The following is a 21,232-nucleotide window of genomic DNA, read 5'->3' on the forward strand; positions in this document are numbered from 1 at the left end:
AGTACTCCTGCCAGGCGGCCGTCACCGACGTTCGCGTTCGGGCACACGCGTGACCGACCCGTCCTGGTCCTGGCCGGGTGGGCGGCCAGCTTGTCGTCAGCACGGTTCCGACCGGCGAGAAACGGTCGATGCTCGCCTCCGGTGTTCGTCGTTCTCGATCACTGTTCGCTCACAAGCCCTCCCCGCGGATCCTGAAGCCGCGCGCACGAGCCCCGCCGGGTGCCCAGCCCGTGGGGCTCATGCGGTGGCCGCGGCGCCGAGGCGGCGTGGTGCTCGGGCCCGCGTCGGGGTCCGGGTCCGGGGCCGGGTTCGTCCGAACGGGTGAACCGGCTTCGCGGCGATGATTCCGCGGTCGTCCCCGGGTCTACCTCTTGACGAGACCGTTCGACGCATCAGGAGCAAGCCATGGGCCTCATCCACATCGCCATGTTCTCGACCCTCGACCTCGTCGGGCAGGCGCCCGGCGGTCCCGACGAGGACCCCGAGGGGTTCCCCTTCGGCGGCTGGCAGGCGCCCCTGATCGACGGGGCCACGGGCGCCCAGATCCAGGCGGCGTACGAGGGCACGGACGCCCTCCTGCTCGGCCGGCGCACGTACGACATCTTCGCCTCGTACTGGCCGCAGCAGGACGACTACTTCGGCAGGCTCTTCAACCGCATCCCGAAGTACGTGGCCTCCCGTGGCAAGCCCGACCTGTCCTGGGCCGGCTCCGAGCAGCTCGGCCCGGACCTGCCCGGCGCGGTGCGCGAGATCCGCGAGCGGCACGAGCAGGTGACGGTCGTCGGCAGCCTGAACCTGGTGCAGACCCTCCTGCACGAGAAGCTCTTCGACCGCCTGGACCTCTGGCTGCACCCCGTCGTGCTCGGCGTCGGCAAGAAGGTGTTCGAGGACGGCGCGGTGCCCACCAACGTCACGCTCCTGGAGCCGCCGGAGGCCAGCCCCAAGGGCACCGTGCACCTGCGCTACGGTCGCGCCGAGGGCACGCCCGTCACGGGAGACATGAGCGCCCCCGACCGCGGCCTGGGCGACGAGTCCTGACCTGTGCTGGGGCGGCCGGCGGGCGCCAGCCGCCTCCCGTCCGGTGAGGAAAGCCCTTCGAGGAAAGCCCCGTTGACTCCGTACTCCCTCGCCTTCTACCTGGATGTGATCACGTCCGGAACGGTGCTCGGAGCCAGGCCGACGGACGGTCCCGACCAGGTCACAGCCGTCCTCGGGACCGACTTCGCCGAGAACTCCCTCGACGGCCACGGCATGTGGCGCGACTACGGCATGGCCGAGTTCTTCTGGCAGCGGGAGTCGCCTGACCAGCCTTGGATGGGGCACCACTTCACCCTGCAGGTGCATCGGCTGTCGTCCCTCGGCAGCGGCGCCGTCAACCCCCTGATCCGTGAGCGGTACGGCCGCTTCGCCCGCCGCCTCCGCTACGACAAGCCGGAACGGCTGCTGGCCCGGCGCGGCGTGCGCATGGAGGACGTCCCGGATCCCAACGGTCCGGCGTACACCCTGCACTGGCAACCCGACTCCCGGGTGCCGGTGCTGGCGTGCCGGGCGGCCCAGGGGAGGCACGGGCGTCGGGGTGGCGGCGAGGGCATCGGTGACGTGTACGGCCGTGTACTCGTCGACGAGCGCCGAGCAGGTGGCCTTCTACCGGGCGCGCTACGGCGGACCGCGTGCCGAGGGCGGGTGTGGGTGATCGTCGAGGGGGGCCCTCCCCCGGATGCGCCGAGGGGGCCCTCAGGGCGACGGTGGTGCCCGGAGGGCTCCGTCGGGACGTAGGAGGCGACGCCGCCCTCCTAGGCCCGGCGGCAGTGCTGGTTCACGGTGCGCTCGTCGCCCAGCAGAACCGCATGACGGTCACCGTGTACTGACGCGCGGGCATGTGCACCGCTTCCAGGCAGGTGCGGGAGCGTTTCGGTGTCGCCTCCGGCGTCCTCGGTCACGCCCGGCGCAGGACCGACGCGGACACCGCCACCCCGTCGACCGGAGAACGACCCGACGGGCGAGCCACGGCCACCACCGGCCCGGATCTACATGCGGGACACGGTCGTCCCGCCGTCGACCGGCACCACTGCCCCGGTCACGAACCGGGCGTCGTCGCCCACCAGCATCGCGATGGCCCCCGCGACGTCATCCGCGTCGGCGACGCGCCCGAGCGGCGCCCGGTCCGCCAGCTGCTGCTGGACCGCCTTCGGCATGTGGGCGCTGGCTTCGGTGCGTACGAAGCCCGGGGCGACCACGTTGACCCGGACGCCCATGGGGCCGGCCTCGCACGCCAGGAACCGCGCGAAGGCGTTCAGGGCGGCCTTGGCCGTTCCGTGGGCGGTCATCCCCGGGGCGGGCGGCCCGTCGGCCACGGTGCTGGAGACGAAGACGATGCTTCCCCGCTTCCGCTTCTCCATCAGGGCCAGCGCGCGCTGCGCCAGGGTGTAGGCGCCGGCCAGTTCGTCCGTGACCTTCGTACGGAAGTCGGACCAGGGCAACGCGCTCACCGGTGTGGGCGTGAAGGCGGCCGCGGCCGCGTTGCACACCAGGACGTCGAGGCGGCCGTCGGGTGCCGCCCGCTCGATCATCCGGGCGGCCTGTTCTTCGTCGCGCACGTCTCCCCGGAGGGCGAAGGCGCTGCCGCCGTCCGCCTCGATCCTCGCGACGACCTCGTCGGCCGCGGATCGGTTCGAGAAGTAGTTCACCGCCACGTGGAACCCCGCGGAAGCGAGCCGCAGCGAGGTGGCGGCGCCGATACCTCGGCTGCCTCCGGTGACGAGGGCTATCGGGCGATCAGGACGTGCCATGGTTCCTCCTGTTGGGGTGGGCCGGCTGTCGAACCTAGTCACCCGCACGGTGACTGATCAAAGTTGACTTTCCTTGCGGGTTCGCGTCCCACGGCCCTGCGCACCGCCCCCGGGGCTGTCCGTCGGCGCGGGGCGGGACGGCGCCTCAGTGGGCTGTGATCTCCTCCCTCGACGTGACTTCCCGGTCCGTGAGGATGAGGAACTTCCGGTCGTGCTCGGTCAGCACCTTGAGGAAGCCGGGCTCGGCCTCCATGACGAATCCCCGCAGCCGCGTCCCGCCGTGCAGGTCGATCCGCTCCAGTGGCACCCACGGCGTGGTGATCGTCGCGGCACCCGGCAGCATGGCCAGGCCGACCAGCGCCACGAGGTGCCGACTGGCCCACAGGGCGCCCTCCTTGAGCCGTCCGCCGGCACGCACGCCGTAACCGATCCCGAAGACCAGCCCGCCGGCCACCAGCACGAGCAGCGGCAGCCACCAGCTGTGGTACGTCCCGACGTAGGCGATGACGGCCACGACGGCGATCAGCAGAAGGAGCGCGCCCGTCATGTCCGGCCGCTCGGGGCGTCGCCCCTCTGTCGCCAGCCGGTCCCTGGCCTTTCACGATCGCGAGGGCGAGCTCGGCGCCGTCCGGCACGGCGAGGTCGGCCCTGGTCCCGGCGAAGGCGACATCAGGTGGGCGGAGCCGCGTGCGAGGCCACTGGACGGTCCGCGGTGGGAGGCGGTGCTCGCGGGCCCGTCCCTGACCGGGGGAGACGAGGATCGACGGCGGCGGGCCCGGCCCGCTGGGCCGCTCGTTGCCTCCCGTGGAGGTCAGGCGCCCGACGTCCGGCGCCGAGGCGAGGAACGCCGAGCCGGGCTTGGCACTGACTCGACGATCTCGCGGAGCCTAAACGGCACCCTCCTGGACGGGATCCCGGGATTCCGGGTGGTCTGGATCATCGGCCGGGGCGGCGGCACGCAGCGCCGCCTCGACCCGGCGGTTGCTGGTCATGGTCGCCGTGACGGCGGTCATGGCGAGGAGGAGGCCGGCGGCGGTGCAGAGCGGGGTGCGTACGTCGTAGGCGGTGGCCAGCCAGCCGCCGAGGAAGGCGCCGAACGGGGCGGCGCACATGGCGAGCATGCGGGAGGTGGAGGCGACCCGGCCCATCAGGTGGGCGGGGACGATCGCCTGTCGGAGGGAGGGGCCGAGCACCATCGTCGCGCCCATGCCTGCTCCGCAGACGGCGAGCGCGAGGCCGGCGACGTACGGGTTCGGGGAGACGGCGAGGCCCAGGACGGCGAGTCCCTCGACCGCGGCCGTGCAGGTCAGTGCGGTGCCGGTGCCGAGTCGTCGGCCGAGGAAGGAGGCGATGCCCGCGCCGAGCAGACCGCCGGTGGCCTCCGCCGTGAGGAGCAGGCCGAAGCCGAAGTCGCCGATGCCGAGACGATCGTGCGCGAAGAGGGCGAGTACGGTCTCCACGGCCAGGAAGGCGATGTTCCCGACCGCCGGACGCAGCGCGAGCCCGAGCAGCAACCGATCCCGGAACACGTACGAGGCGCCCGTCCGCGCCTGCCGCAGCAGCGACTCACGGGCCTGTGGTACGGGTCGGGGTGCGGCGGGCAGCGACCGTACGAGCAGTGCGGAGAGCGCGAACGACACCGCGTCGGCGAGCAGCGGAACCGCCCGCCCGAACGCGAGCAGGGCACTGCCCGCAGGCGGCCCCGCGAAGCCGGACGCCGCGGTCTGGGCGCCGCGCAGGCGGGAGTTGGCGCGCTCCAGGAGCACGGGGTCGCGGCCGAGCAGATCCGGCAGATAGGCCGTGGCGGCCGTGTCGAAGAAGAGCCCGCCGAGGCCGAGCAGGAAGGCGACGGCCGCGAGCAGGGGAATGCTCAGCACGTCGAGCGCGGCCGCTGCCGCCGGTAGGGCGAGCAGCACCGCACGCGCCGCGTCCGTGACCCACATCGTGCGTCGACGGTCCCAGCGATCCACCAGCGCACCGCCGAGCACCCCGAAGAGCAGCCACGGCAGCGTTCCGGCGGCCGTGACGACGGCGAGCGCCATCGGATCCCGCGTCAACGTCAACGCGAGCAGCGGCAGCGCGGCATGTGTCACCCCGTCACCGAGCGAGGACACCGTCTGCGCGGTCCACAGCCGTCCGAACCCGATCGGCAACTTCCGTATGTCTGAGGTCACTTGGCGTCCCCTTCGGCCTGTCGGCGCGGTGCCGGGTGGAACAGTGCGAAGACGAAGGACGCGTCCGGCAGCGACGGATCGGACAGCTCCCGGTACTCGTCCGCCAGTGCCCGCAGCCGCGCCCCCAGCTCCGTGAACTGCTCCTCGGTGAGTCGCAGATGCGCCATCCCCACGTGCCGCTCGCCTTCCGCGGGCGCTGCCTCCAGGTCCGCCACCGCGTGCCGCATCAGCACATCCGGCCCTCCCTCGCCCGGATCCGGCAGCACGATCGCCCGCGCGGCCATCGCGTAGTACCGCTCGGTGACCCCCCGGACCTTCCGCGTTCGTACCACCTTCACCAGGCCGGCCCGTTCGAGCAGTCGTACGTGGTAGCTGGAGCTTCCCTTCGCAAGGCCCACTCGCTCGGCGATCTGCGTGATCGTCGCGGGCTCGAAGCGGAGCACGGCCATGATCCGGTGGCGCGTGAGATTGGAGACGGCGCGTAGCTGCTCGTCAGTGGTGACGTGGAACGCCTCGGGGAGATCGTCGGTAGGCATGGCCCTAATGGTCAACACTTCTTGACCATTAGGCAAGGGATTTTCGTCCGGCTTCCGGAACCGGCTGTCACGCCGCATCGATCGCCGCACGGAACTCCTGCGCCGTCAGGGCGCGTCGGCCTCCTCCCGGTCCGTCTTCCCGTGGACGTGCCGGGAGGCACCGGCGCACAGGCCATCGGCTCGGCCCGGCCTCGACGACCACGCTCATCGGTCCGGTGCCGACCGTCGTCGAGCCCGTGACCCGGTCGGTCTCCGTGTCGAGGACCGGCACTTCCTCGTTGCCGAAGCCGGAGGACACGTACGCCGACGACCCGTCGGGCGCCACGGCCGGTGACTCCGCGCCGCCCCCGCCCTGGCAAGACGGCCGTGTGCCCGGCTTCCTCCACCTACGAGGTCAGGGCGCGCGATCTGGCCGGGAACGCCGCCGGGAGCTCGATCCCGGTGACCTGCCGACCGCCCGCTCCGGCCCCGTACCGGCCCGGCCCGCGCGCAGGCGGCGCACCGCGAGCGGGGTGATCAGCAGCATGGGGGCGACCAGGCCGACGAACGCCCAGACGCCGGGGAAGGCGCCCGACTCGGGGACGGACCGGCGCTGGCCGCTCCGGGACAGGGCGGTGCTGTTCTCGGACGGGACGGTCGCGGGGGCGCCGCGCAGGTCGCGCAGCACCTGCAGGTAGTGGTCGCCGTGGTCGCGGGAGGGCTCGACGTGGGTGTTCTCGGAGAACTCGTTCCAGCTGATCAGCCCGATGGCGTCCGGCGAGGAGCGGAGCGCGGCCGCGTACTCGGCGGCCAGGGTCGCGCCGTTCCGGCGGGGGACGGGCTTGGCGCCCCCGACGAGCCGGGCGTCGAAGCCGGGCGCGCAGGGAGCCAGCCAGATCTTGTGGTCGGCGTGCACCGCCCGCGCCATGTCCACGAGCTTGTCGGCGTAGCCGGGGGTGGTCTCGGGGTCGGCGGAGGACCAGTAGTAGGCGTCCCCGTCGGTGACGTCGGCGATCCTCCGGTAGCCGTCGACGTTCTTCTCGCTGGCCAGGACCCGCAGTTCGCCGCGGACGGCGGAGGTGACGCGGGCGACGTCGTCGTGCGAGTAGCGCCAGGTGCCGCTCCACACGGTCAGCGGAAGGCCGTCGACGCGCAGCATGGCGGGGCTGCCGGCGAAGTGGTCGCGGAAGTGGTCGAAGTCGGCGGCGACCTGCGCGACGGGCAGCGGGCGGCGGTAGAAGTCCAGGCTCTGGTAGATCATGGCGAGCTTGAAGTCCCTGGCCTCGGCGGCGGCGACGAGCTTGCTCAGCCGCCGGTCGTTCACGGTGCCGTGCTTCCACCCGACGATGAACCCGTCGATGCCGGCGGCCTTCGCCTCGGTGATCTGGCGGTCGATCACCTGCGCGTCGTCGCTGGAGTAGGCCCCGGCGAGCGGCAGGTCGGTCTTGGCCCGCTGCCAGGAACCGGGGCTGAACCACTGGTAGTAGTAGGCGAGCAGCGGCGGACGGGACACGTCGTCGGCGGCCGAACCGGTCGGCCGGGCGTCGGCCGGCCCCGTACCGCTGCCCGGCAGACACAGGGCGAGCGCGGCGAGGAGTGCCCAGAAGAGTCTCATCGGGCCGCTCCGGGCCATGAGGACGTGGACGCCTCCCCTGCCTCCCCCGGTTGCTCGGGCCGGTGCGCCGGCGCGCCCTCTTCCGGTGTGCCGGGCTCACGCGGCTCGGTGGACCCGTTCCGGGCTCCGGTGTCGGGCGGCGGGCCCGCGGCGGTGCGGCGGGCCCGGCGCCGGAGCCCCAGCCGGACCGCGACCGGCAGCCCGACCAGCAGCAGTGCGGCACCGCCGAGGACGAGCACGTCGGCCCTGCTGAAAACCGTCACGTCGGCCGTGACCGCCTGGGACAGCTGGATCTGGCGCGGGCTCGTGCTGCCACCGGGGGCCTTGACCTCGACGGTGTACCGGCCGCGCGGCAGATGGGTCAGGACGGCGGTGTGGTCCGGCCCGAGCGCCACGGTCCGGACCTTGCCGCCGGGACCCGTCACCGTGGCCTCGTCACCGGTCGCGGAGCCGAACAGCCCGTCGTGGGCGGTGACGGTCAGGTCGTGGAAGTTGCCGGTGAACGTCAGGTGCCGGTCGGTGCCGGGCCGGAAGCCCTGCCGTCCGGCGTCGGCGACCTCGGCGCCGTCGTAGACGAGACTGCGCAGGGTGTAGTCGACCGGGACGGGCGTCAGGCGGCTGTCGCGGAAGACGGGCTGGACGCCGTCCAGCCACGTGGTGCCGGTCACGGACAGGTCGGTGACGCGGGTGTCGGAGCCCCTGACCTTCACGGTGGAGACCAGGGACCGGTCCAGGGGCGTGCCGTGCTGGTCGGTGAAGGAGACGGTCACCGGGTACTGCACGGTGAACCCGGCCGTGACGGTGTAGTCGGCGCGCAGCGGCAGCCCGTCGACACGGGGCCGGAACGTCTGGTCGGGGTCGCGCTGACCGGCCCAGCGGGTGAAGCGGTAGCGGGCGTCCGGGGTGTCGACGGAGGTGTCGAGCAGCCGCAGCGACTGGGGGGCCGAGGTGCGGGCGCCGGTGTACGAGGCGGTGCCGTCCGCGCCCGTGACGAGCGCCGTGCCGGCGAAGACCAGCCGGACGCCGGGTACCGCCGGGACCGTGCGGAAGGTGACGGTGACGGGCGACGCGGCGGCGCCCGGGCGGGCGCTCCCGGCGGAGGCGTGGCCCTGGACCGCCGGGCCGGCCACGGCGAGGAGCAGGGCCGCGAGCAGGGCGAGGAGGGAGACGGCGCATCGGCGGGCGGCACGGCGGTTCACGGCGGGCTCCCTTCCGGCGCGCGGGACGGCCTTGCCGATCCCGGGGATCCTGCTGATCCCGAGGTGCCTGCCGGCTCCGACGGTCCTGCCGGTTCCGACGGCCCTGCTGCTTCCGGTCCCGAGGGTCCTGCCGGTTCCGACGACCGTGCCGGGGTCGGCGGGACGGCGGAGCGCCTGCGGGCGGCGAGCAGGGCGGTGGCGGCGACGAGCAGCGCGGCCGCACCGAGCGCCCCGCCGTAGAGCCCGTACACGAGGGCCGAGTTCACCGGCCGCACGGCGGGCCGGGCGGCGGGGACGGCGAGCACTTCGGGGGGCCGCGGAGCGGCGGAGAAGTCGAAGGCGGCGGCGAGGCCGGTGGCGGAGGCGTCCCGCCCGCCGAGCGGTTCCAGGTTCCAGTTGTCCTCGATGAAGCGCAGCGCCGACGACGAGTCGAGCACCTGGTGGTCGACGCGCCCGGCCGGCGCGTAGGCGCTGATCAGGACGGCCGGTACGCGCAGGCCGCGCGGACCGTCGGGGGCGGCCGGCGGGGCCACGTGGTCGTACCAGCCGCCGGAGCCGTCGTAGCTCCACAGCAGCGCCGAGCTGTCCCAGTAGCGGCTGAGGGCGAGCTGGGTGGCCAGCGAGCGGATGAGCTTCTGGCCGGCCGGGACGGACCGCGCGGAGGTCTCGGACGAGCCCGAACTCGAGATGTACGCCACCGACGGCAGGGTGCCGTTGTCGAGGTCGCGGTAGTACTGGTCCAGGTCCACGATGTGGGAGGCGAGGGCGGGGTCGTCGAGGAAGCGGGCGTGTCCAAGGAGCGGGACGCGCACCTGCTGGGTGGCGCCGGGCGACCGGACGTTCTCGTCGGGCCGGTAGTCCTGGACGTAGAACTTCCAGCTGACCCCCGCCTGCTGGAGCCGGTCGAAGATGGTGGGGCGGTCGCCCGCTGCCGTCGGGGCGGCTCCCGAGACCCAGTAGGAGCGTTCGGTGGCGGTGCCGTACGGGACGGCGGAGAAGAACCTGTCGAAGAGCACGTAGCGGTCGGCGGCGGCCCAGGAGAAGGGCAGGTCCCGGGCGTCGTAGTGGCCCATGACGGGCGTGCCGTCCCGGCCCTGGCGGGTGTACGCGGACACGAAGCCGTCCATGCGCCCGCCGTTCACCTGCGCGGCGATGATGCTCCGGCTGGGGGAGAGCGGGGCGGGGGCCTTGTCGTGCAGGGCGTACGGCCGCACGCAGTCGGCGGCGGGGCCGTTGGCGGTGCGCGGCTGGCAGGTGCCGGCGGGGATCCCGTCGGCTCCGGGGTACGTGCCGAAGTAGTTGTCGAAGGTGCGGGGACCCTGCATCAGGTAGATGAAGTGCTGGACGGGGGTGGCCGCGCGGTGCTCGGCGGCGGTGCCGGAGCCCGGGTCGGGGTCGGTGGCGGCCGCGGCCGTGGTGGGGCCGAGCAGCAGGGCCGCGCCGGCCAGCGCTGCCAGCAGACGGACGGTCGGCGACTTCATGACACACGCACCTGGTAGATGACGATGACCGGAGTGGGCGTCGGGTCGGCGGAGGACGTGGGGACCCGCAGGGCGGAGGCGTAGACGGCGGTGCCGTGGTACTTCTCGACCAGCTGCCGGATCTTCGCGCCGTAGAACGGGGCGCGGTGGGCGGTGTAGGAGTCCCAGACGAGGTACTGGAACTCGCCGTCGCGCAGTGAACGGTCGGGGTTGGGCACCGGCGTGTACGACGGGTTGCGGTGGAGCCGGTTGACGCTCACCGACAGCGCCGAGACGGACTTGCCCCCGTAGAACTGGAGGACGTTCGCGGTCGAGGGGCCGGCGGCGAGCAGCTGCGCCCCGACGGGCACGTGGTCGTGCACCCACCGGCCCGCCTCGCGGCCGCCCGGCAGACCGCCGGAACCGGCGAGGAACGAGCCGTTCGGAGCGGCGGTGATGCGGCTCGCGGAGGACAGGGCGAGGGACGCCGCCACGGCGAGCGCGACGAGGACGGCGCCGACGGCGGACAGCACCCCGGGCCGCAGCCGCAGCCGGCCGCGCCGCAGCCGGCCGGACCGGAGCCGTCCGGGCCGCAGCCGGAGCTCGGCGAGGGCGCTCAGCGCGCGGCCGGCCAGCACGGCGAGCGCCGGTGCGATCGGCAGCAGATAGGGGAAGCCCTTGACGGGCCACAGGGTGAAGTACAGCACGGGCGCGGCGATCCAGCACAGCAGCAGGCCCTCGCGCCAGTCCGTGCGGCGGCGCAGCAGGACCAGTCCGGCCGCGGCGGCCACGAGGGTGGCCCAGCCGACGGCCTGCGGCACCGTGACGGCGTAGAACCCCATCGAGTGGTTGGCGCGCCGCAACAGCTGCCACTGCAGGTAGTTCTGCCCGGTGGAGCGGTGGCCCGCCAGCGACGTCGCGAGCGGGAAGGCGGCCACGACGAGGCAGAGGACACCGGTGGCGAGGACGGCGTGTCGCAGCCGCATCCGCACCGAACGGCTGAGCACGAAGAAGACGTACAGGCCGCAGACGAGGACCAGCGCCGTCTCCTTGGAGAGCGTGGCCGCTCCCAGCGCCCCCGCGGCCCCGATCAGCCAGGGCAGACCGTCGAGGCCGCCCTGCACGTACCGTACGACGCAGTACAGCGCCACCGTGGCGCACAGCGTCATCAGCCCGTCGAGCAGCACCTGGCGGGTCACCACCACGTGGTACGGCATGACGGCGAGCAGCAGCGCGGCGGCGAGCCCCGCGGCGCGGCCGTAGAGCCTGCGGGCCAGCAGGTACGTGACGGCGACGGTCGCCACGCCGATGGCGGCGGCGACCGCGCGGGCGGTGAAGTCGTCGGTGCCGCCGCGCAGGAAGAGCGACAGGAGGCCGGTGAACAGCACGGGGTGGGCGCGGAAGACGGGGAACAGCGCCTGCATGCCCGGGTCGCCGCCGAGGGAGGCGGCGGTGCCGGTGTAGACGGCCTCGTCGCTGTTGAAGCCGGTCGCGGTGAGCTGCCAGAACCGCAGGAAGCCGGCCAGGGCGAGGATGGCCGTGAGCGGCAGGGCGCTCCGCAGCGTCCAGTGGACGGCGCGCCGCCGCCGGGCGCCGCGGAGGTCCCGGCGGGCCGGGGCGCCGGGCGTCCCCGGAGGGGCGCCGGTGGCCCGCGAGCGGGTGTCGGTGCCGGGGGCGGCCGTCGCGTCCGCGGTGGAGTACGCGGGACGGATCATGGCGTCCTCCCGCCGGGGTCGCTCTCGCGGGAGGCGCCGGAGTCGGTCCGGAGGACGGGGCGCGGGGGCCGGACGCCGGAGCGTACGGGCAGGGGCGGTTCGCCCTCCGACGCCTCCGGCATCCAGTGCGGCCACGGGTGCCCGTCGACCAGGGACGCCGGGCGGCCGTTGATCGCCGGCCGGTCCGCGTCGAGGAGCCGCGGTATCTCGTCGGCCCAGCCGAAGCGGTCGGAGGCCAGGACACGGGTGCGCACGCCGGAGAGGAAGCCGGACAGGACGTCCCGTTCGCGGCTGCGCAGCCGGGCGTGGTCGAGTCCGTCGACGGCGATGGCGGGGGCGAAGTACCTGAAGGGCGGGAAGCCGTAGGCGTCCTCGGTGTTGACGAGCAGTCGCTCGACGGTCTCGTCGTGGCCGAGGTCGCTCAGGCGGGGCGTGCCGCGCTCGATGACGAACAGTTCGGTCACCTTGACGGCGCTGCTCAGCCGGCAGGACACGAGCCGGTCGACGGCGTACTTCGGCGGGGGCACGAGGATCTGCGTGATCGCGTTGACGCCCATGATGGGCAGGTTGTGGCGGGCCAGGGTGAAGGCGAAGGAGCGGCCCTCCTTGGAGTGCAGGCGGCTCTGCCGCTGCAGCCGGCGCCATTCGTGGGGGGTCAGGTCGTCGGAGCGCACGGCGTGCAGGGTGTGCGCGCTGATGGTGAGCGGCTTGGGGAAGCAGAGGGCGTTGCCGGTGGCGTCGACGACGGTCATGTCGTCGGACAGGAACCGTCCGTCGTGCTCGCTCAGCAGCCGCAGGACGGTGGACGTCTTCCCGGTGTCGGTGAGCGCGGAGAGCATCACGCCGGTGCCGCCCAGCTCGACGGTCGCGGAGTGCAACAGCATCCGGCCGCGGGCGACGAGCACGAAGCGCAGCAGTGCCTCCACGACGTTGGTGTAGACGACGTGCGGGGAGTGGGCGAGCAGCGGGCTGACGAGGACGTCGATGGGGTCGCCGATGTCGACCCGGAAGTTGGCGCCGAGCCGGCCGAGCTGCTCCTCGTACTGCACGGTGGTGGGCTGCGGTCCGCCGCGGCCGGGGATCTCGGTCATGACCGCGCGGTGGCGGGGGAACCGGCGGCCCACGTCGCCGACGCGGACGGTGATGTCGCAGGAGTCCGGCGGCACCCACTGGGCGCGGAAGAACTCCAGCTCGGGCAGGCGGATCTGGGAGCCGATGGTGACGGTGCCGGCGATGTCGTAACGGTAGGTCAGGTACCTGGGCCGCTTGGGGTGGTGGGCCGGGGCGGCCGCGGGGCCGGAGGAGGTCGCGGCGGGGGAGGGGGCGGAGGAGGTTGCGGCGGGGGAGGGGGCCGGGGAGCCGGGAGGGACGTAGCCGGGGGCCACGAGCACGCGCACGGGGTCGCGGCGGGCTCCGTCGTCACGGCGGCCTCGGTAGATGAGGAGGTCGCTGAAGAGGAACCGGGCCACGAAGAGCGCGACGAGGCTGAGGACGTTGGCGGTGAGCAGTCCGATCCCGGAGTCGACGAGCCATTCGAGGAGGGGCAGCCGGCCGAGCAGCAGCAGGTTGTTCAGGGCGAGGAAGGCGATGCCGCGGACGAGGACCGCGCGCTTGTCGCCGCCCCGGCCGCCGCGGTAGACGAGCGTCTCCAGGAGGGCGAAGTTCCACAGGGACGACACCTGGGTGGCGAGCGTGGCGCCGAGGAGGTGCTGGAGCCCCGCGACGGAGTGGAAGAACCACAGGGCGGCGGTGTTGACGGCGATGCCGCTGAGCCCGACGAGCCCGAAGGCCAGGAACCGCGCGGTCGTTCCGAGGTCACGGCGGCCGGTCACGGTGTGGCGGTCCTTGTCGGCGTGGTGCGCGGCGGGGCCGGGCCGGCGCAGCCGGGCCAGGTGGCGCAGGAACCGCAGGCCCTCGCGCAGCGAGGCCTTGGAGGTGCCGGCCGCGCGGGGTGCGAAGCGGTAGGAGACCTCGGCGACGCGTGCGCCGGGGTGTCGGACGAGCAGTTCGAGCAGCACCTTGAAGCCGAGGGGGCTGAGCCGGTCCACGTCGATCGCGGCGGTACGGAAGGCGAAGAGCCCGCTCATGGGGTCGCTGACGCCGGCCAGCCGGTGGGGGAAGGCCGCCTTGGTGAGGAGCGTGCTGCCACGGGAGACGAGCCGGCGCACGGGGCCGTCGAGCCCGTCACCGGTTGACCCGGATCCCGCGTAGCGGGTGCCGACCACGATGTCGACGTCGTGGCCCAGGGCGGTACGGGCGAGCGCGGCGGCCGCCTCCGGCGGGTGCTGGAGGTCGGCGTCCATGACCAGGGCCCATTCGCCCCGGGCATGGCGTGCGCCCGCGAGCACGGCCCCCGCCAGGCCGCCCTCGCGGGCACCGCCTTCTCGGTGGATCATGCGGACCGGCAGCCGGCAGTCCGGGGAGTGCCGCGCGGCCGTCGCCGGCGTGTCGTCGTCGCTGTCGTCGACGAACAGGATCTCGACGGGCAATTCACCGAAGGCCGGTTCCAGGGCGCGCAGCAGCAGCGGGACGGATTCGCGCTCGTCGCGCGTCGGGATGACGAGGGTCAGACGGGGCCGGACGAGCGGGCGCGGATCGTTCAGCTCGGCGCACTCGGTGCGGGGGATGCGGTTGCCGTCCATGTCAGCGGCCTCCAGCGGGGGACTGGGCAGCTGTGCTGTCGTCGTACGTCTACGCTTTAAACATACATATTGCTCGGCGTTATCCTGGATGTCAATATATGTCCACTTACGCAGTAAACGTATCTGTTTGGGATCGTTCGGATATAGTCGGGAGGAGTCGCAGCGCGACGTCGAGTCCGGAGGCATGCCATGGTCAGCAGCACCCAGCCGGAGCGCAGGAAGGTGGACATCGGCCATCCCACCGAGCGCCGCCGCGGCCGACGTCGGCTGAGCCGTGAACGCGTCCTCGCCGCCGCCCTCGACGTGGTCGACCACGAGGGCCTGTCGGCCCTGAGCATGCGGCGGGTCGCCGCCGAGCTCGACGTCGAGGCGATGGCGCTGTACCGCTACGCCCCCAGCAAGGACGCGCTCCTGGACGGGCTGGTCGAGCAGCTCTACACCGAGCTGGCCGAGGACCTCGCCCGCGAGGAACCCGCCCCCCTCGGCCAGGCGGCCGAGCTGCCCGAATGGCGGGCCGAGCTCCTCCGCGGCGCCTGCGCCCTCTACCGGATCTCCCTCGCCCACCCGCACGTCGTACCGCTGCTGGCCACGCGTCTGCTGGCCGTCCCGCTGGCCCGCCGCCCCCTCGCGGTGCTGCAGGCCCACGAGCGGGTGCTGGCCCTCCTGGACCGCGCCGGGCTCGACGAGCAGGGCGTCGTCACCGCCTACCGGGCGATCACCGGGTGGGTGCTCGGCTACATCTTCAGCGACCTGCGTGCCATGGTCGAGAACCCCGACGAGCCCGATCCGGCGTTCCGCCTGGGGCTGCACCTGATGCCGGCCCGCGAGCTCCCCCGGCTGCGCGAGACCGCGCCCGCCCTGGCCGAGAAGGGCGGCTACCAGGAGCTGACGGACGGCCTCGACGCGCTGCTCGACGTCATACTGGCCGCGTCCGCCGCACGCACGGCCCGGGCGGCGGAGCCGACGGGCGACGGTGACTCGACACCCGGGGGCGAGCGGACCGAGCCGGCCGACAACCACCGGCCCGAGCCGGCCGACGAGCGGCCCGAGGCCGCCGACAGCCACCGGCCTGAGACCGCCGACGACGGGACCGAGCCCGCCGAAAACCACCGGCCCGAGCCGACCGACAACCACCGGCCCGAGCCCGCCGACGAGCGGACCGAGCCCGCCGACAACCAGCCCCCTTCCGGCGACAGTCGGCTCCCACCCGAGGCCGTGTAGTCACACACCACGCTGACCTCTCACTTTGTGTGGTCCGGCTCCATGCCCCGCTGACTCCCCGCACGCCTAACGTGTGCAGCTCCCGATGCCGGGACGGGCACCGGGAGGGCGCGCCGAGGGCGCACGAGCGGGGGAGGCCGGGACATGGCCGACAGACGGAGTCCAGGGCGGCGGCGGTGGCGACTGCGCGCGGCCCGTGTCATCGCGGTGGTGGGGGTCGTCGCGACGGCCCTGCTGGGACCGCCCGCCGTCGCCGCCGCGCCGCCCCCGTACCTCACGCTGGAAGCGAGCTACGGAGCCGGGACCGTCACCAACGGCTGGGAGCGGGTCGAACGCTATCTCGACACGACCAGCGGGTTCCGCACCGAGGGCTACCCGGCGGACGGCCGCGGTGACCAGGACGGCAAGCGCGTCACGTACTTCGGCGGCGTCTCCCGGCCGTCCTCCGGCCGGTTCCTGCTCTACTCGGCCCCCGGCTGGAACACCGGCAGCCGCACCACCCCCGTCCTCCTCGTGCACGGGGCGAACGACACCGCCGACCGCGCCTGGGCCAACCCCGGCGAGTCGGGCGGCTACGGCTGCGGCGCCGCCTCCTGCCCGTCCACCGGGCTCATGCAGTACCTCGCCGAGCGCGGCCACCGCGTCTTCGCCGTCGGTTTCGCGCACAAGCAGGGCGACAACCTCATGCAGGCGCAGATCGTCGGCGACGCGATCGCCGTCATCAAGGCGAAGCTGGGAGTCGACAAGGTCGACCTGGTCGGCTGGAGCAAGGGCCAGATGTCGAGCCGGGCGTACGTGTCGTCCCTGAAGCCGAGCTGGGGACGGGCGTACGCCGGCGACGTCCGCCGACTGATCACCCTCGGCGGCCCGAACGGCGGCTACGACTACCCGTACGCCCACGGCTGGGCCCACGACTTCTCCATCTGGCCGGAGTGCGGCGGAAAGATCAACGCGCCCTCCCCGCACTCCCACATGACCTGCTACGGCCTGTACACCGCGCACCCCGAGTTCTCGATGACCCCCGTCGGCGGCCAGGACAACTACCCCGGGCAGCGCCAGATGCTGGCCCGCTGGGACGGCGTGTACGGAGTCGACGGCGCCGCCCAGGACTGGTACACGACGTACTACGGCGGCCAGGGCTTCTACACCGCGGGCAGCGGCATCCAGGCCGCCATCGACGCCGGATCGCTCATCGGCCCGCTGCACGGCGCCGGAGTGCCCGCCTCCGTCACCACCTACCTCCTGGCCGGCGGATCCGCCGACGTCCTCGGCATCTTCAACGAGAACCGCGGCCCCAGCGACGGCGTCGTCTTCGTCTCCAGCGCGCTCGACACCACCGGCATCCCCACCGTCGGCGGCAAGGCCACCGTCGCCGGCGCCAACCACCTCGAACTGGGCTGGCACAGCGCCGTCGCCGCCCAGGTCGCCACCTGGCTCTCCTGAAGCGCCCGAGGACCGAAGGACCAGAAGGACATGACCACGCTCCGCACCCGCCGTGTCACCACCGGCCGACTCACCCAGCAGATCACCGAGGCCAGGACCGAGGGCGAGGCCGTCGTCTTCGTCCACGGCAACGTCTCCTCCTCCGCCTTCTGGCACTCCACCCTGACCGCGCTGCCGGCCCCCTACCGCCCCCTCGCCGTCGACCTGCGCGGCTTCGGCGGCACCGACCCGCTGCCCGTCGACGCCACGCGCGGCCTGCGGGACTACGCCGACGACCTCGCCGAGCTGCTCACGGCCCTCGGCATCGACCGGGCCCACCTGGTCGGCTGGTCCATGGGCGGCGGCGTGGTCATGCAGTACCTCCGGGACCACCCGGCCGCGGTGCGCTCCCTGACCCTGGTCAGCCCCGTCTCCCCGTACGGCTTCGGCGGCACCCACGGCGTGGACGGAACCCTCAACTCCGCGGACGGGGCGGGCTCGGGCGGCGGCACGGCCAACCCGGACTTCGTCCGGCTGCTCGCCGAGGGCGACCGCGGCGCGGACTCCCCGCTCTCGCCGCGCTCCGTCCTGACGACCTGCTACGTCAAGCCGCCGTTCCGCACCCAGGACGAGGACGCGTACGTCGAGTCCATGCTGGCCACGCGCCTCGGCGACGACCACTACCCGGGCGACAGCACGACGTCCGACGCCTGGCCCGGGATCGCGCCCGGGACACGCGGCGTCCTCAACTGCATGGCCCCGACCCGCTTCCGCGTCGACGACCTGCACCTGATCGAGCCCAAGCCGCCGGTGCTGTGGATACGGGGCGAGGACGACATCATCGTCTCGGACACCTCGATGTTCGACCTGGCGCACCTGGGCGCGATCGGCGCGGTGCCCGGCTGGGACGGCACCCCCGCGCAGCCGATGCTGGCGCAGACGCGCCACGTCCTGGACCGCTACGCGGCGGCCGGCGGCGCGGTGCGGGAGGTCGCGGTGGCCGACGCCGGGCACGCCGTCCACCTCGAACACCCCGAGGAGTTCGGCAAGGCGCTCCTGGAAGTCCTCGCGGCATGACCGTGTGCCGCACCCGACAGGGGGAGGTCCGCGGCCGGACCTCCGCCGACGGAGTGACCTCCTTCCTCGGCGTCCCGTACGCCGCTCCGCCCTTCGGCGCGCGACGGTTCCGGGCGCCCGCCCCGCCGGAACCGTGGACGGGGGTGCGCGACGCCACGGCCCACGGGCCGACGGCGCCGCACGCCCCCTACGCCCCGCCCTTCGACGCCCTCATCCCGGAGAACGCCGTCCCGGGGGACGACTGCCTGAACCTCAACGTCTGGACCCCGGCCCCGGAACCGGGCGCCGGCCTTCCCGTGATGGTGTGGCTGCACGGAGGCGCGTTCACCAACGGCTCGGGCTCGGCGTCCGGCTACGACGGGGGCGCCTTCGCCCGGGACGGCGTCGTCTGCGTCACGCTCAACTACCGCCTGGGGGCGGACGGCTTCCTCCACCTCCCGGGCCGCCCCGACGACCGGGGCCTGCTCGACCAGATCGCCGCGCTCCGCTGGGTCCGGGACGACATCGCCTCCTTCGGCGGCGACCCGGACCGGGTGACCGTCTTCGGCGAGTCGGCGGGCGCGATGAGCATCGGCGCACTGCTGACCACCGAGGCGGCCCGCGGGCTCTTCCACCGGGCGATCCTGCAGAGCGGAGCCTGCCACCACTTCCTGCGCCCGTCGTCGGCCCGGCTGATCGCGGCCCGCCTCGCGGAGAAGCTGGGGATCGAGCCGACCGCGGAGGCCTTCGAGGCCGTCCCCCTTCCGGAACTCCTGCCAGCCCAAGCCGAGTTGAGGGCGGAGGTGACCGCCGACCCGGACCCGGCGCGGTGGGGCGAGGCGGTGCTGAACATCATGCCCTTCGAGCCGGTCCGGCCGGACCTCGCCCTCCCCGGCCCGGACTGCGGCGTCGACCTGATGATCGGCAGCAACCGCGAGGAGTACCGCCTGTTCCTGGTCCCGACGGAGCGGCTCCACGTCTTCCCCGAATCCTCGCTCCGCGCCATGACCGCGGCCTACGGCCTCGACCCGGCCGAGGCCCTCCCCGTCTACCGGGCCGCCCGCCCGGACGCCACGCCGGGCGAACTCCTCGACGCCGTGGCCACCGACTGGTTCTACCGGATCCCGGCCATCCGCCTGGCCGAGGCCGTCCCGGGCTCGTACCTCTACGAGTTCGCCTGGCGCTCCCCGCGGTTCGACGGCACTCTCGGCGCCTGCCACGCGCTGGAACTGCCCTTCGTCTTCGACCGCCTCCACGACCCGTCGTACGCCCCGCTGCTCGGCGCCCATCCGCCCCGGGAACTCGCGGACGCCGTGCACGGGGCGTGGGTCGCCTTCGCGAAGACGGGCAGCCCCGGCTGGAAGGCGTACGACAGGGAGACCCGCACGACGATGACCTTCACCACCACACCCGCGCCCGCCCCGGTCGACGACCCGCGCGCGCGGGAACGGCTGCTGTGGGAGGGGGTGCGCTGAGGGCGGGCCGACGGCCGAGGAACAGGGGAGCGGGAGAACACCCTGCTCGATCACGTCCGTGAGCTGCGGCGGGTCCTGGAGCACAGGGAGTTCGCGGAGGCGGAGCTGCGGGCATGGGTGGACGCGGGTCCGGCCGACCGGGGAGGGCCGAAGGCGCTGTTCGACGCGGCGGCGGGGTGGCCGCGTGAGCGGTGGGTGCTGCTGCCCGGGGTGGCGACGTCGGCCCGGCGGGTGGCCGCGGTGCGGGAGGCGGCGAACCAGCGGCTGTGGGACGCCCTCCACGGGCTGCTGAGTACCGGTCGGCGGGCGGTGCCGGACTTCCTGCTGACGGTGCCGCCGGGTGCCCGGGTGCCCGGGTGCCCGGGTGACCGACACCGCCCCGCACCCCAGGTGAGCTCGGCCGGCGCTTAGCCGGCCGGGCTTGATGTGTGCCCTCTGCGAGCCGGTCAGGCACGCGGCCCTCGATGCGAAACGCGCCGCTACGCGTCCTCGAAGCGCAGCACGAATCGTCGCTGCCAGGGGGTCTCCACAGCACGGGGGTGGTAGTGCCGACGGACGAACGCGACGGCTTGGTCCGGCGGAACCCCATCAAGGACGGCCATGCAGGCCAAGGCTGTTCCTGTCCGTCCTCGCCCGCCTCCGCACGCGACCTCGACGCGTTCGTTCCCCGCCCGTGTCAACGCTTCCCGCAACACATCCCGAGCTTGCCGACGGTCCTTGGGAAGGCGGAAGTCAGGCCACCGCAACCATCGAGCCTCCCACTCGGTCGGTGGAGGCTGCTTGCCCAGCAGGTACACCGCGAAGGACGGCGTCGGCCCTGAGGGCAAGGGGTGACGCAAACCCCGGCCACGCACGAGCGCGCCTGAAGGAAACCGCAGGATCCCGTCGGTCGAGTCCCATTCCTCACTCATGCGAGCACCCTATAGAGGGTCCATGCCCAGCGAGTCCGTGATCGCAACGCTCGCCCCGCGCACCATGCCGTTGCCGCGCGCAATACGGCAGAACTGCTGCTGGAACGCCTGAGAGCGGCTCGGTCGTCCACGACTGGACTCGGCGTCGGCTGTCGCCGGGCGCGAGCAGGCTGGTGACTTCTTCGATCGCCTCCGACGACCACCAGCGATGAAGCGCGGTACTCACGCCGGCTCCGCTGAGCCTCGTTTGTCCTCCACGTGGACGACGTTGAGCTCGGTGCCGTCCCGGTGGCGCTTGGAACGTCCGAACAGCCCGACAGCGATCTGCGACTGATCCTGAGGCTCATCGGGGCCGACATGGGTAAGGACGTCGTCGTGATGCCCGGTGACGACCCATCCCTCGGAGTCCTTGAGCTCGATCACCCCGAAGTCTCCTGCCGAAGATCGCGACCGTCTAGTCGCCGTCGCCAGGTCGCGGGACCGTCTGATCATCGAGGACGGCACCTACGCGTTCCTCGACCCGGCGCCGCCCCCGCCGCTCCAGGCGCTCGCGCCCGAACGCACCTGTCATGTCGCCGGCCTGTCGAAGAACGTGGCGACCGGCCTGCGGTTCGGCTTCGCCGTCCTGCCCGGCCGTCACGCCGAGCGGGTCACCCGGAGCCTTCGCGCGGCGGCCTGGGGATCCCCGGGGATCGTCACCGCGCTCGCCACCCGCCGGCTCTCCGACGGCACGGTGACGCGCCTGGAGGGAAGCCGTCGCGCGGACGCCGCCGCCCGGCAGGGCATCGCCCGCGCGGCACCGGCCGGCATGGACGTCACGGCCCACCCGACCTCGTACACGGTCTGGCTCGGCCTGGAGCCGCACCAGCGGCCCGACCACGTGGCGGCCGCGCTCGCGGAGGAGGGGATCCTCGTGTCCACCGCGGACGCCTTCGCCACCGGCCCCCACCGCCCCGGGCGTTCCGGCTGGCGCTGGCCACCCCGCCCCCGGACGAACTCCGGGGCGCGCTGCACCGCCTGAGGGAGACGATCGAGGCG

18 protein-coding genes and 1 pseudogene are annotated in these 21,232 nt (G+C 73.5%); 8 read left to right on the plus strand and 11 right to left on the minus strand.

The features are described from left to right. Positions 1-405: 405 nt before the first annotated feature. Both BLW86_RS32890 and BLW86_RS32895 read left to right on the plus strand, forming a co-directional pair. Complete coding sequence (locus BLW86_RS32890) at positions 406-1,038, plus strand: dihydrofolate reductase family protein (RefSeq protein WP_093877396.1); 633 nt, start codon at positions 406-408, stop codon at positions 1,036-1,038. Between the two features lie 72 nt (positions 1,039-1,110). Next, a complete protein-coding gene (locus BLW86_RS32895; protein WP_256341493.1) occupies positions 1,111-1,776 on the plus strand; it encodes a hypothetical protein in 666 nt (221 codons plus the stop codon). Positions 1,777-2,027: 251 nt separating this feature from the next. Here BLW86_RS32895 and BLW86_RS32900 read toward each other — a convergent pair whose 3' ends face one another. The 9 genes from BLW86_RS32900 to BLW86_RS41620 form a co-directional block, all read right to left on the minus strand. After that, a complete protein-coding gene (locus BLW86_RS32900) occupies positions 2,028-2,789 on the minus strand; it encodes an SDR family oxidoreductase (protein WP_093877397.1) in 762 nt (253 codons plus the stop codon). 145 nt (positions 2,790-2,934) lie between these two features. Continuing rightward, a complete protein-coding gene (locus tag BLW86_RS32905; protein WP_093877398.1) occupies positions 2,935-3,336 on the minus strand; it encodes a hypothetical protein in 402 nt (133 codons plus the stop codon). A gap of 340 nt (positions 3,337-3,676) precedes the next feature. Beyond that, the gene (locus BLW86_RS32910; RefSeq protein ID WP_093877399.1) at positions 3,677-4,963 is read right to left on the minus strand and encodes an MFS transporter; all 1,287 of its coding nucleotides are present in this window, start codon (positions 4,961-4,963) and stop codon (positions 3,677-3,679) included. Beyond that, complete coding sequence (locus BLW86_RS32915) at positions 4,960-5,499, minus strand: ArsR/SmtB family transcription factor (RefSeq protein ID WP_093877400.1); 540 nt, start codon at positions 5,497-5,499, stop codon at positions 4,960-4,962. The genes BLW86_RS32910 and BLW86_RS32915 overlap by 4 nt, the downstream gene beginning before the upstream one ends. 394 nt (positions 5,500-5,893) lie before the next feature. Beyond that, positions 5,894-7,093: an endo-1,3-alpha-glucanase family glycosylhydrolase gene (locus tag BLW86_RS32925; RefSeq protein ID WP_177181819.1), complete on the minus strand. Its 1,200-nt coding sequence runs from the start codon at positions 7,091-7,093 to the stop codon at positions 5,894-5,896. Beyond that, positions 7,090-8,292, minus strand: coding sequence for a hypothetical protein (locus BLW86_RS32930; RefSeq protein ID WP_093877403.1), 1,203 nt, complete (start codon positions 8,290-8,292; stop codon positions 7,090-7,092). Before BLW86_RS32930 ends, BLW86_RS32925 begins: the two co-directional genes overlap by 4 nt. Then, positions 8,289-9,773, minus strand: a complete 1,485-nt coding sequence (locus BLW86_RS32935; RefSeq protein ID WP_093877404.1) for an alkaline phosphatase family protein — start codon at positions 9,771-9,773, stop codon at positions 8,289-8,291. The genes BLW86_RS32930 and BLW86_RS32935 overlap by 4 nt, the downstream gene beginning before the upstream one ends. Then, the gene (locus tag BLW86_RS32940) at positions 9,770-11,467 is read right to left on the minus strand and encodes an ArnT family glycosyltransferase (protein WP_177181820.1); all 1,698 of its coding nucleotides are present in this window, start codon (positions 11,465-11,467) and stop codon (positions 9,770-9,772) included. The genes BLW86_RS32935 and BLW86_RS32940 overlap by 4 nt, the downstream gene beginning before the upstream one ends. Then, a complete protein-coding gene (locus BLW86_RS41620) occupies positions 11,464-14,109 on the minus strand; it encodes a glycosyltransferase (protein WP_177181821.1) in 2,646 nt (881 codons plus the stop codon). Before BLW86_RS41620 ends, BLW86_RS32940 begins: the two co-directional genes overlap by 4 nt. A gap of 189 nt (positions 14,110-14,298) precedes the next feature. Here BLW86_RS41620 and BLW86_RS41180 point away from each other — a divergent pair, with 189 nt between their 5' ends. The 5 genes and pseudogenes from BLW86_RS41180 to BLW86_RS32965 all read left to right on the plus strand — a co-directional run. After that, positions 14,299-15,330: a TetR/AcrR family transcriptional regulator gene (locus tag BLW86_RS41180; protein ID WP_218138023.1), complete on the plus strand. Its 1,032-nt coding sequence runs from the start codon at positions 14,299-14,301 to the stop codon at positions 15,328-15,330. Between the two features lie 144 nt (positions 15,331-15,474). Beyond that, on the plus strand, positions 15,475-16,773 hold the full coding sequence (locus tag BLW86_RS32950; protein ID WP_093877407.1) for an esterase/lipase family protein: 1,299 nt from the start codon (positions 15,475-15,477) through the stop codon (positions 16,771-16,773). A 30-nt stretch (positions 16,774-16,803) separates the two neighbouring features. Next, positions 16,804-17,829 (plus strand): alpha/beta fold hydrolase, encoded by a 1,026-nt coding sequence (locus BLW86_RS32955; protein WP_093877408.1) that lies wholly within the window; start codon positions 16,804-16,806, stop codon positions 17,827-17,829. After that, a complete protein-coding gene (locus BLW86_RS32960; RefSeq protein WP_093877409.1) occupies positions 17,826-19,283 on the plus strand; it encodes a carboxylesterase/lipase family protein in 1,458 nt (485 codons plus the stop codon). The genes BLW86_RS32955 and BLW86_RS32960 overlap by 4 nt, the downstream gene beginning before the upstream one ends. Positions 19,284-19,307: 24 nt before the next feature. Continuing rightward, positions 19,308-19,670: pseudogene (locus tag BLW86_RS32965) on the plus strand (DUF4158 domain-containing protein); the annotation flags it as partial. Positions 19,671-19,762: 92 nt separating this feature from the next. Here the strand turns inward: BLW86_RS32965 and BLW86_RS32970 are convergent. After that, positions 19,763-20,194: a protein-tyrosine phosphatase family protein gene (locus BLW86_RS32970; protein WP_093877410.1), complete on the minus strand. Its 432-nt coding sequence runs from the start codon at positions 20,192-20,194 to the stop codon at positions 19,763-19,765. Positions 20,195-20,416: 222 nt separating this feature from the next. After that, positions 20,417-20,617 carry a hypothetical protein gene (locus tag BLW86_RS32975; RefSeq protein WP_371129635.1) on the minus strand — a complete coding sequence of 67 codons (201 nt, stop codon included), beginning with the start codon at positions 20,615-20,617 and terminating at the stop codon, positions 20,417-20,419. Here BLW86_RS32975 and BLW86_RS32980 point away from each other — a divergent pair. Beyond that, a complete protein-coding gene (locus BLW86_RS32980; protein WP_256341754.1) occupies positions 20,604-21,215 on the plus strand; it encodes an aminotransferase class I/II-fold pyridoxal phosphate-dependent enzyme in 612 nt (203 codons plus the stop codon). The genes BLW86_RS32975 and BLW86_RS32980 overlap by 14 nt on opposite strands. Positions 21,216-21,232 lie beyond the last annotated feature (17 nt).

This window comes from Streptomyces sp. TLI_105 (assembly GCF_900105415.1).
GTDB lineage: Bacteria > Actinomycetota > Actinomycetes > Streptomycetales > Streptomycetaceae > Streptomyces.

What these genes read in the sequence shown, in the direction of transcription:
- BLW86_RS32950 (WP_093877407.1), top strand. Translation starts at nt 15,475, where the DNA reads ATGGCCGACAGACGGAGTCCAGGGCGGCGGCGGTGGCGACTGCGCGCG.
- BLW86_RS32925 (WP_177181819.1), bottom strand. Translation starts at nt 7,093, where the DNA reads ATGAGACTCTTCTGGGCACTCCTCGCCGCGCTCGCCCTGTGTCTGCCG.
- BLW86_RS32960 (WP_093877409.1), top strand. Translation starts at nt 17,826, where the DNA reads ATGACCGTGTGCCGCACCCGACAGGGGGAGGTCCGCGGCCGGACCTCC.
- BLW86_RS32890 (WP_093877396.1), top strand. Translation starts at nt 406, where the DNA reads ATGGGCCTCATCCACATCGCCATGTTCTCGACCCTCGACCTCGTCGGG.
- BLW86_RS32955 (WP_093877408.1), top strand. Translation starts at nt 16,804, where the DNA reads ATGACCACGCTCCGCACCCGCCGTGTCACCACCGGCCGACTCACCCAG.
- BLW86_RS32970 (WP_093877410.1), bottom strand. Translation starts at nt 20,194, where the DNA reads ATGAGTGAGGAATGGGACTCGACCGACGGGATCCTGCGGTTTCCTTCA.
- BLW86_RS32900 (WP_093877397.1), bottom strand. Translation starts at nt 2,789, where the DNA reads ATGGCACGTCCTGATCGCCCGATAGCCCTCGTCACCGGAGGCAGCCGA.
- BLW86_RS41180 (WP_218138023.1), top strand. Translation starts at nt 14,299, where the DNA reads ATGGTCAGCAGCACCCAGCCGGAGCGCAGGAAGGTGGACATCGGCCAT.
- BLW86_RS41620 (WP_177181821.1), bottom strand. Translation starts at nt 14,109, where the DNA reads ATGGACGGCAACCGCATCCCCCGCACCGAGTGCGCCGAGCTGAACGAT.
- BLW86_RS32915 (WP_093877400.1), bottom strand. Translation starts at nt 5,499, where the DNA reads ATGCCTACCGACGATCTCCCCGAGGCGTTCCACGTCACCACTGACGAG.
- BLW86_RS32940 (WP_177181820.1), bottom strand. Translation starts at nt 11,467, where the DNA reads ATGATCCGTCCCGCGTACTCCACCGCGGACGCGACGGCCGCCCCCGGC.
- BLW86_RS32905 (WP_093877398.1), bottom strand. Translation starts at nt 3,336, where the DNA reads ATGACGGGCGCGCTCCTTCTGCTGATCGCCGTCGTGGCCGTCATCGCC.
- BLW86_RS32935 (WP_093877404.1), bottom strand. Translation starts at nt 9,773, where the DNA reads ATGAAGTCGCCGACCGTCCGTCTGCTGGCAGCGCTGGCCGGCGCGGCC.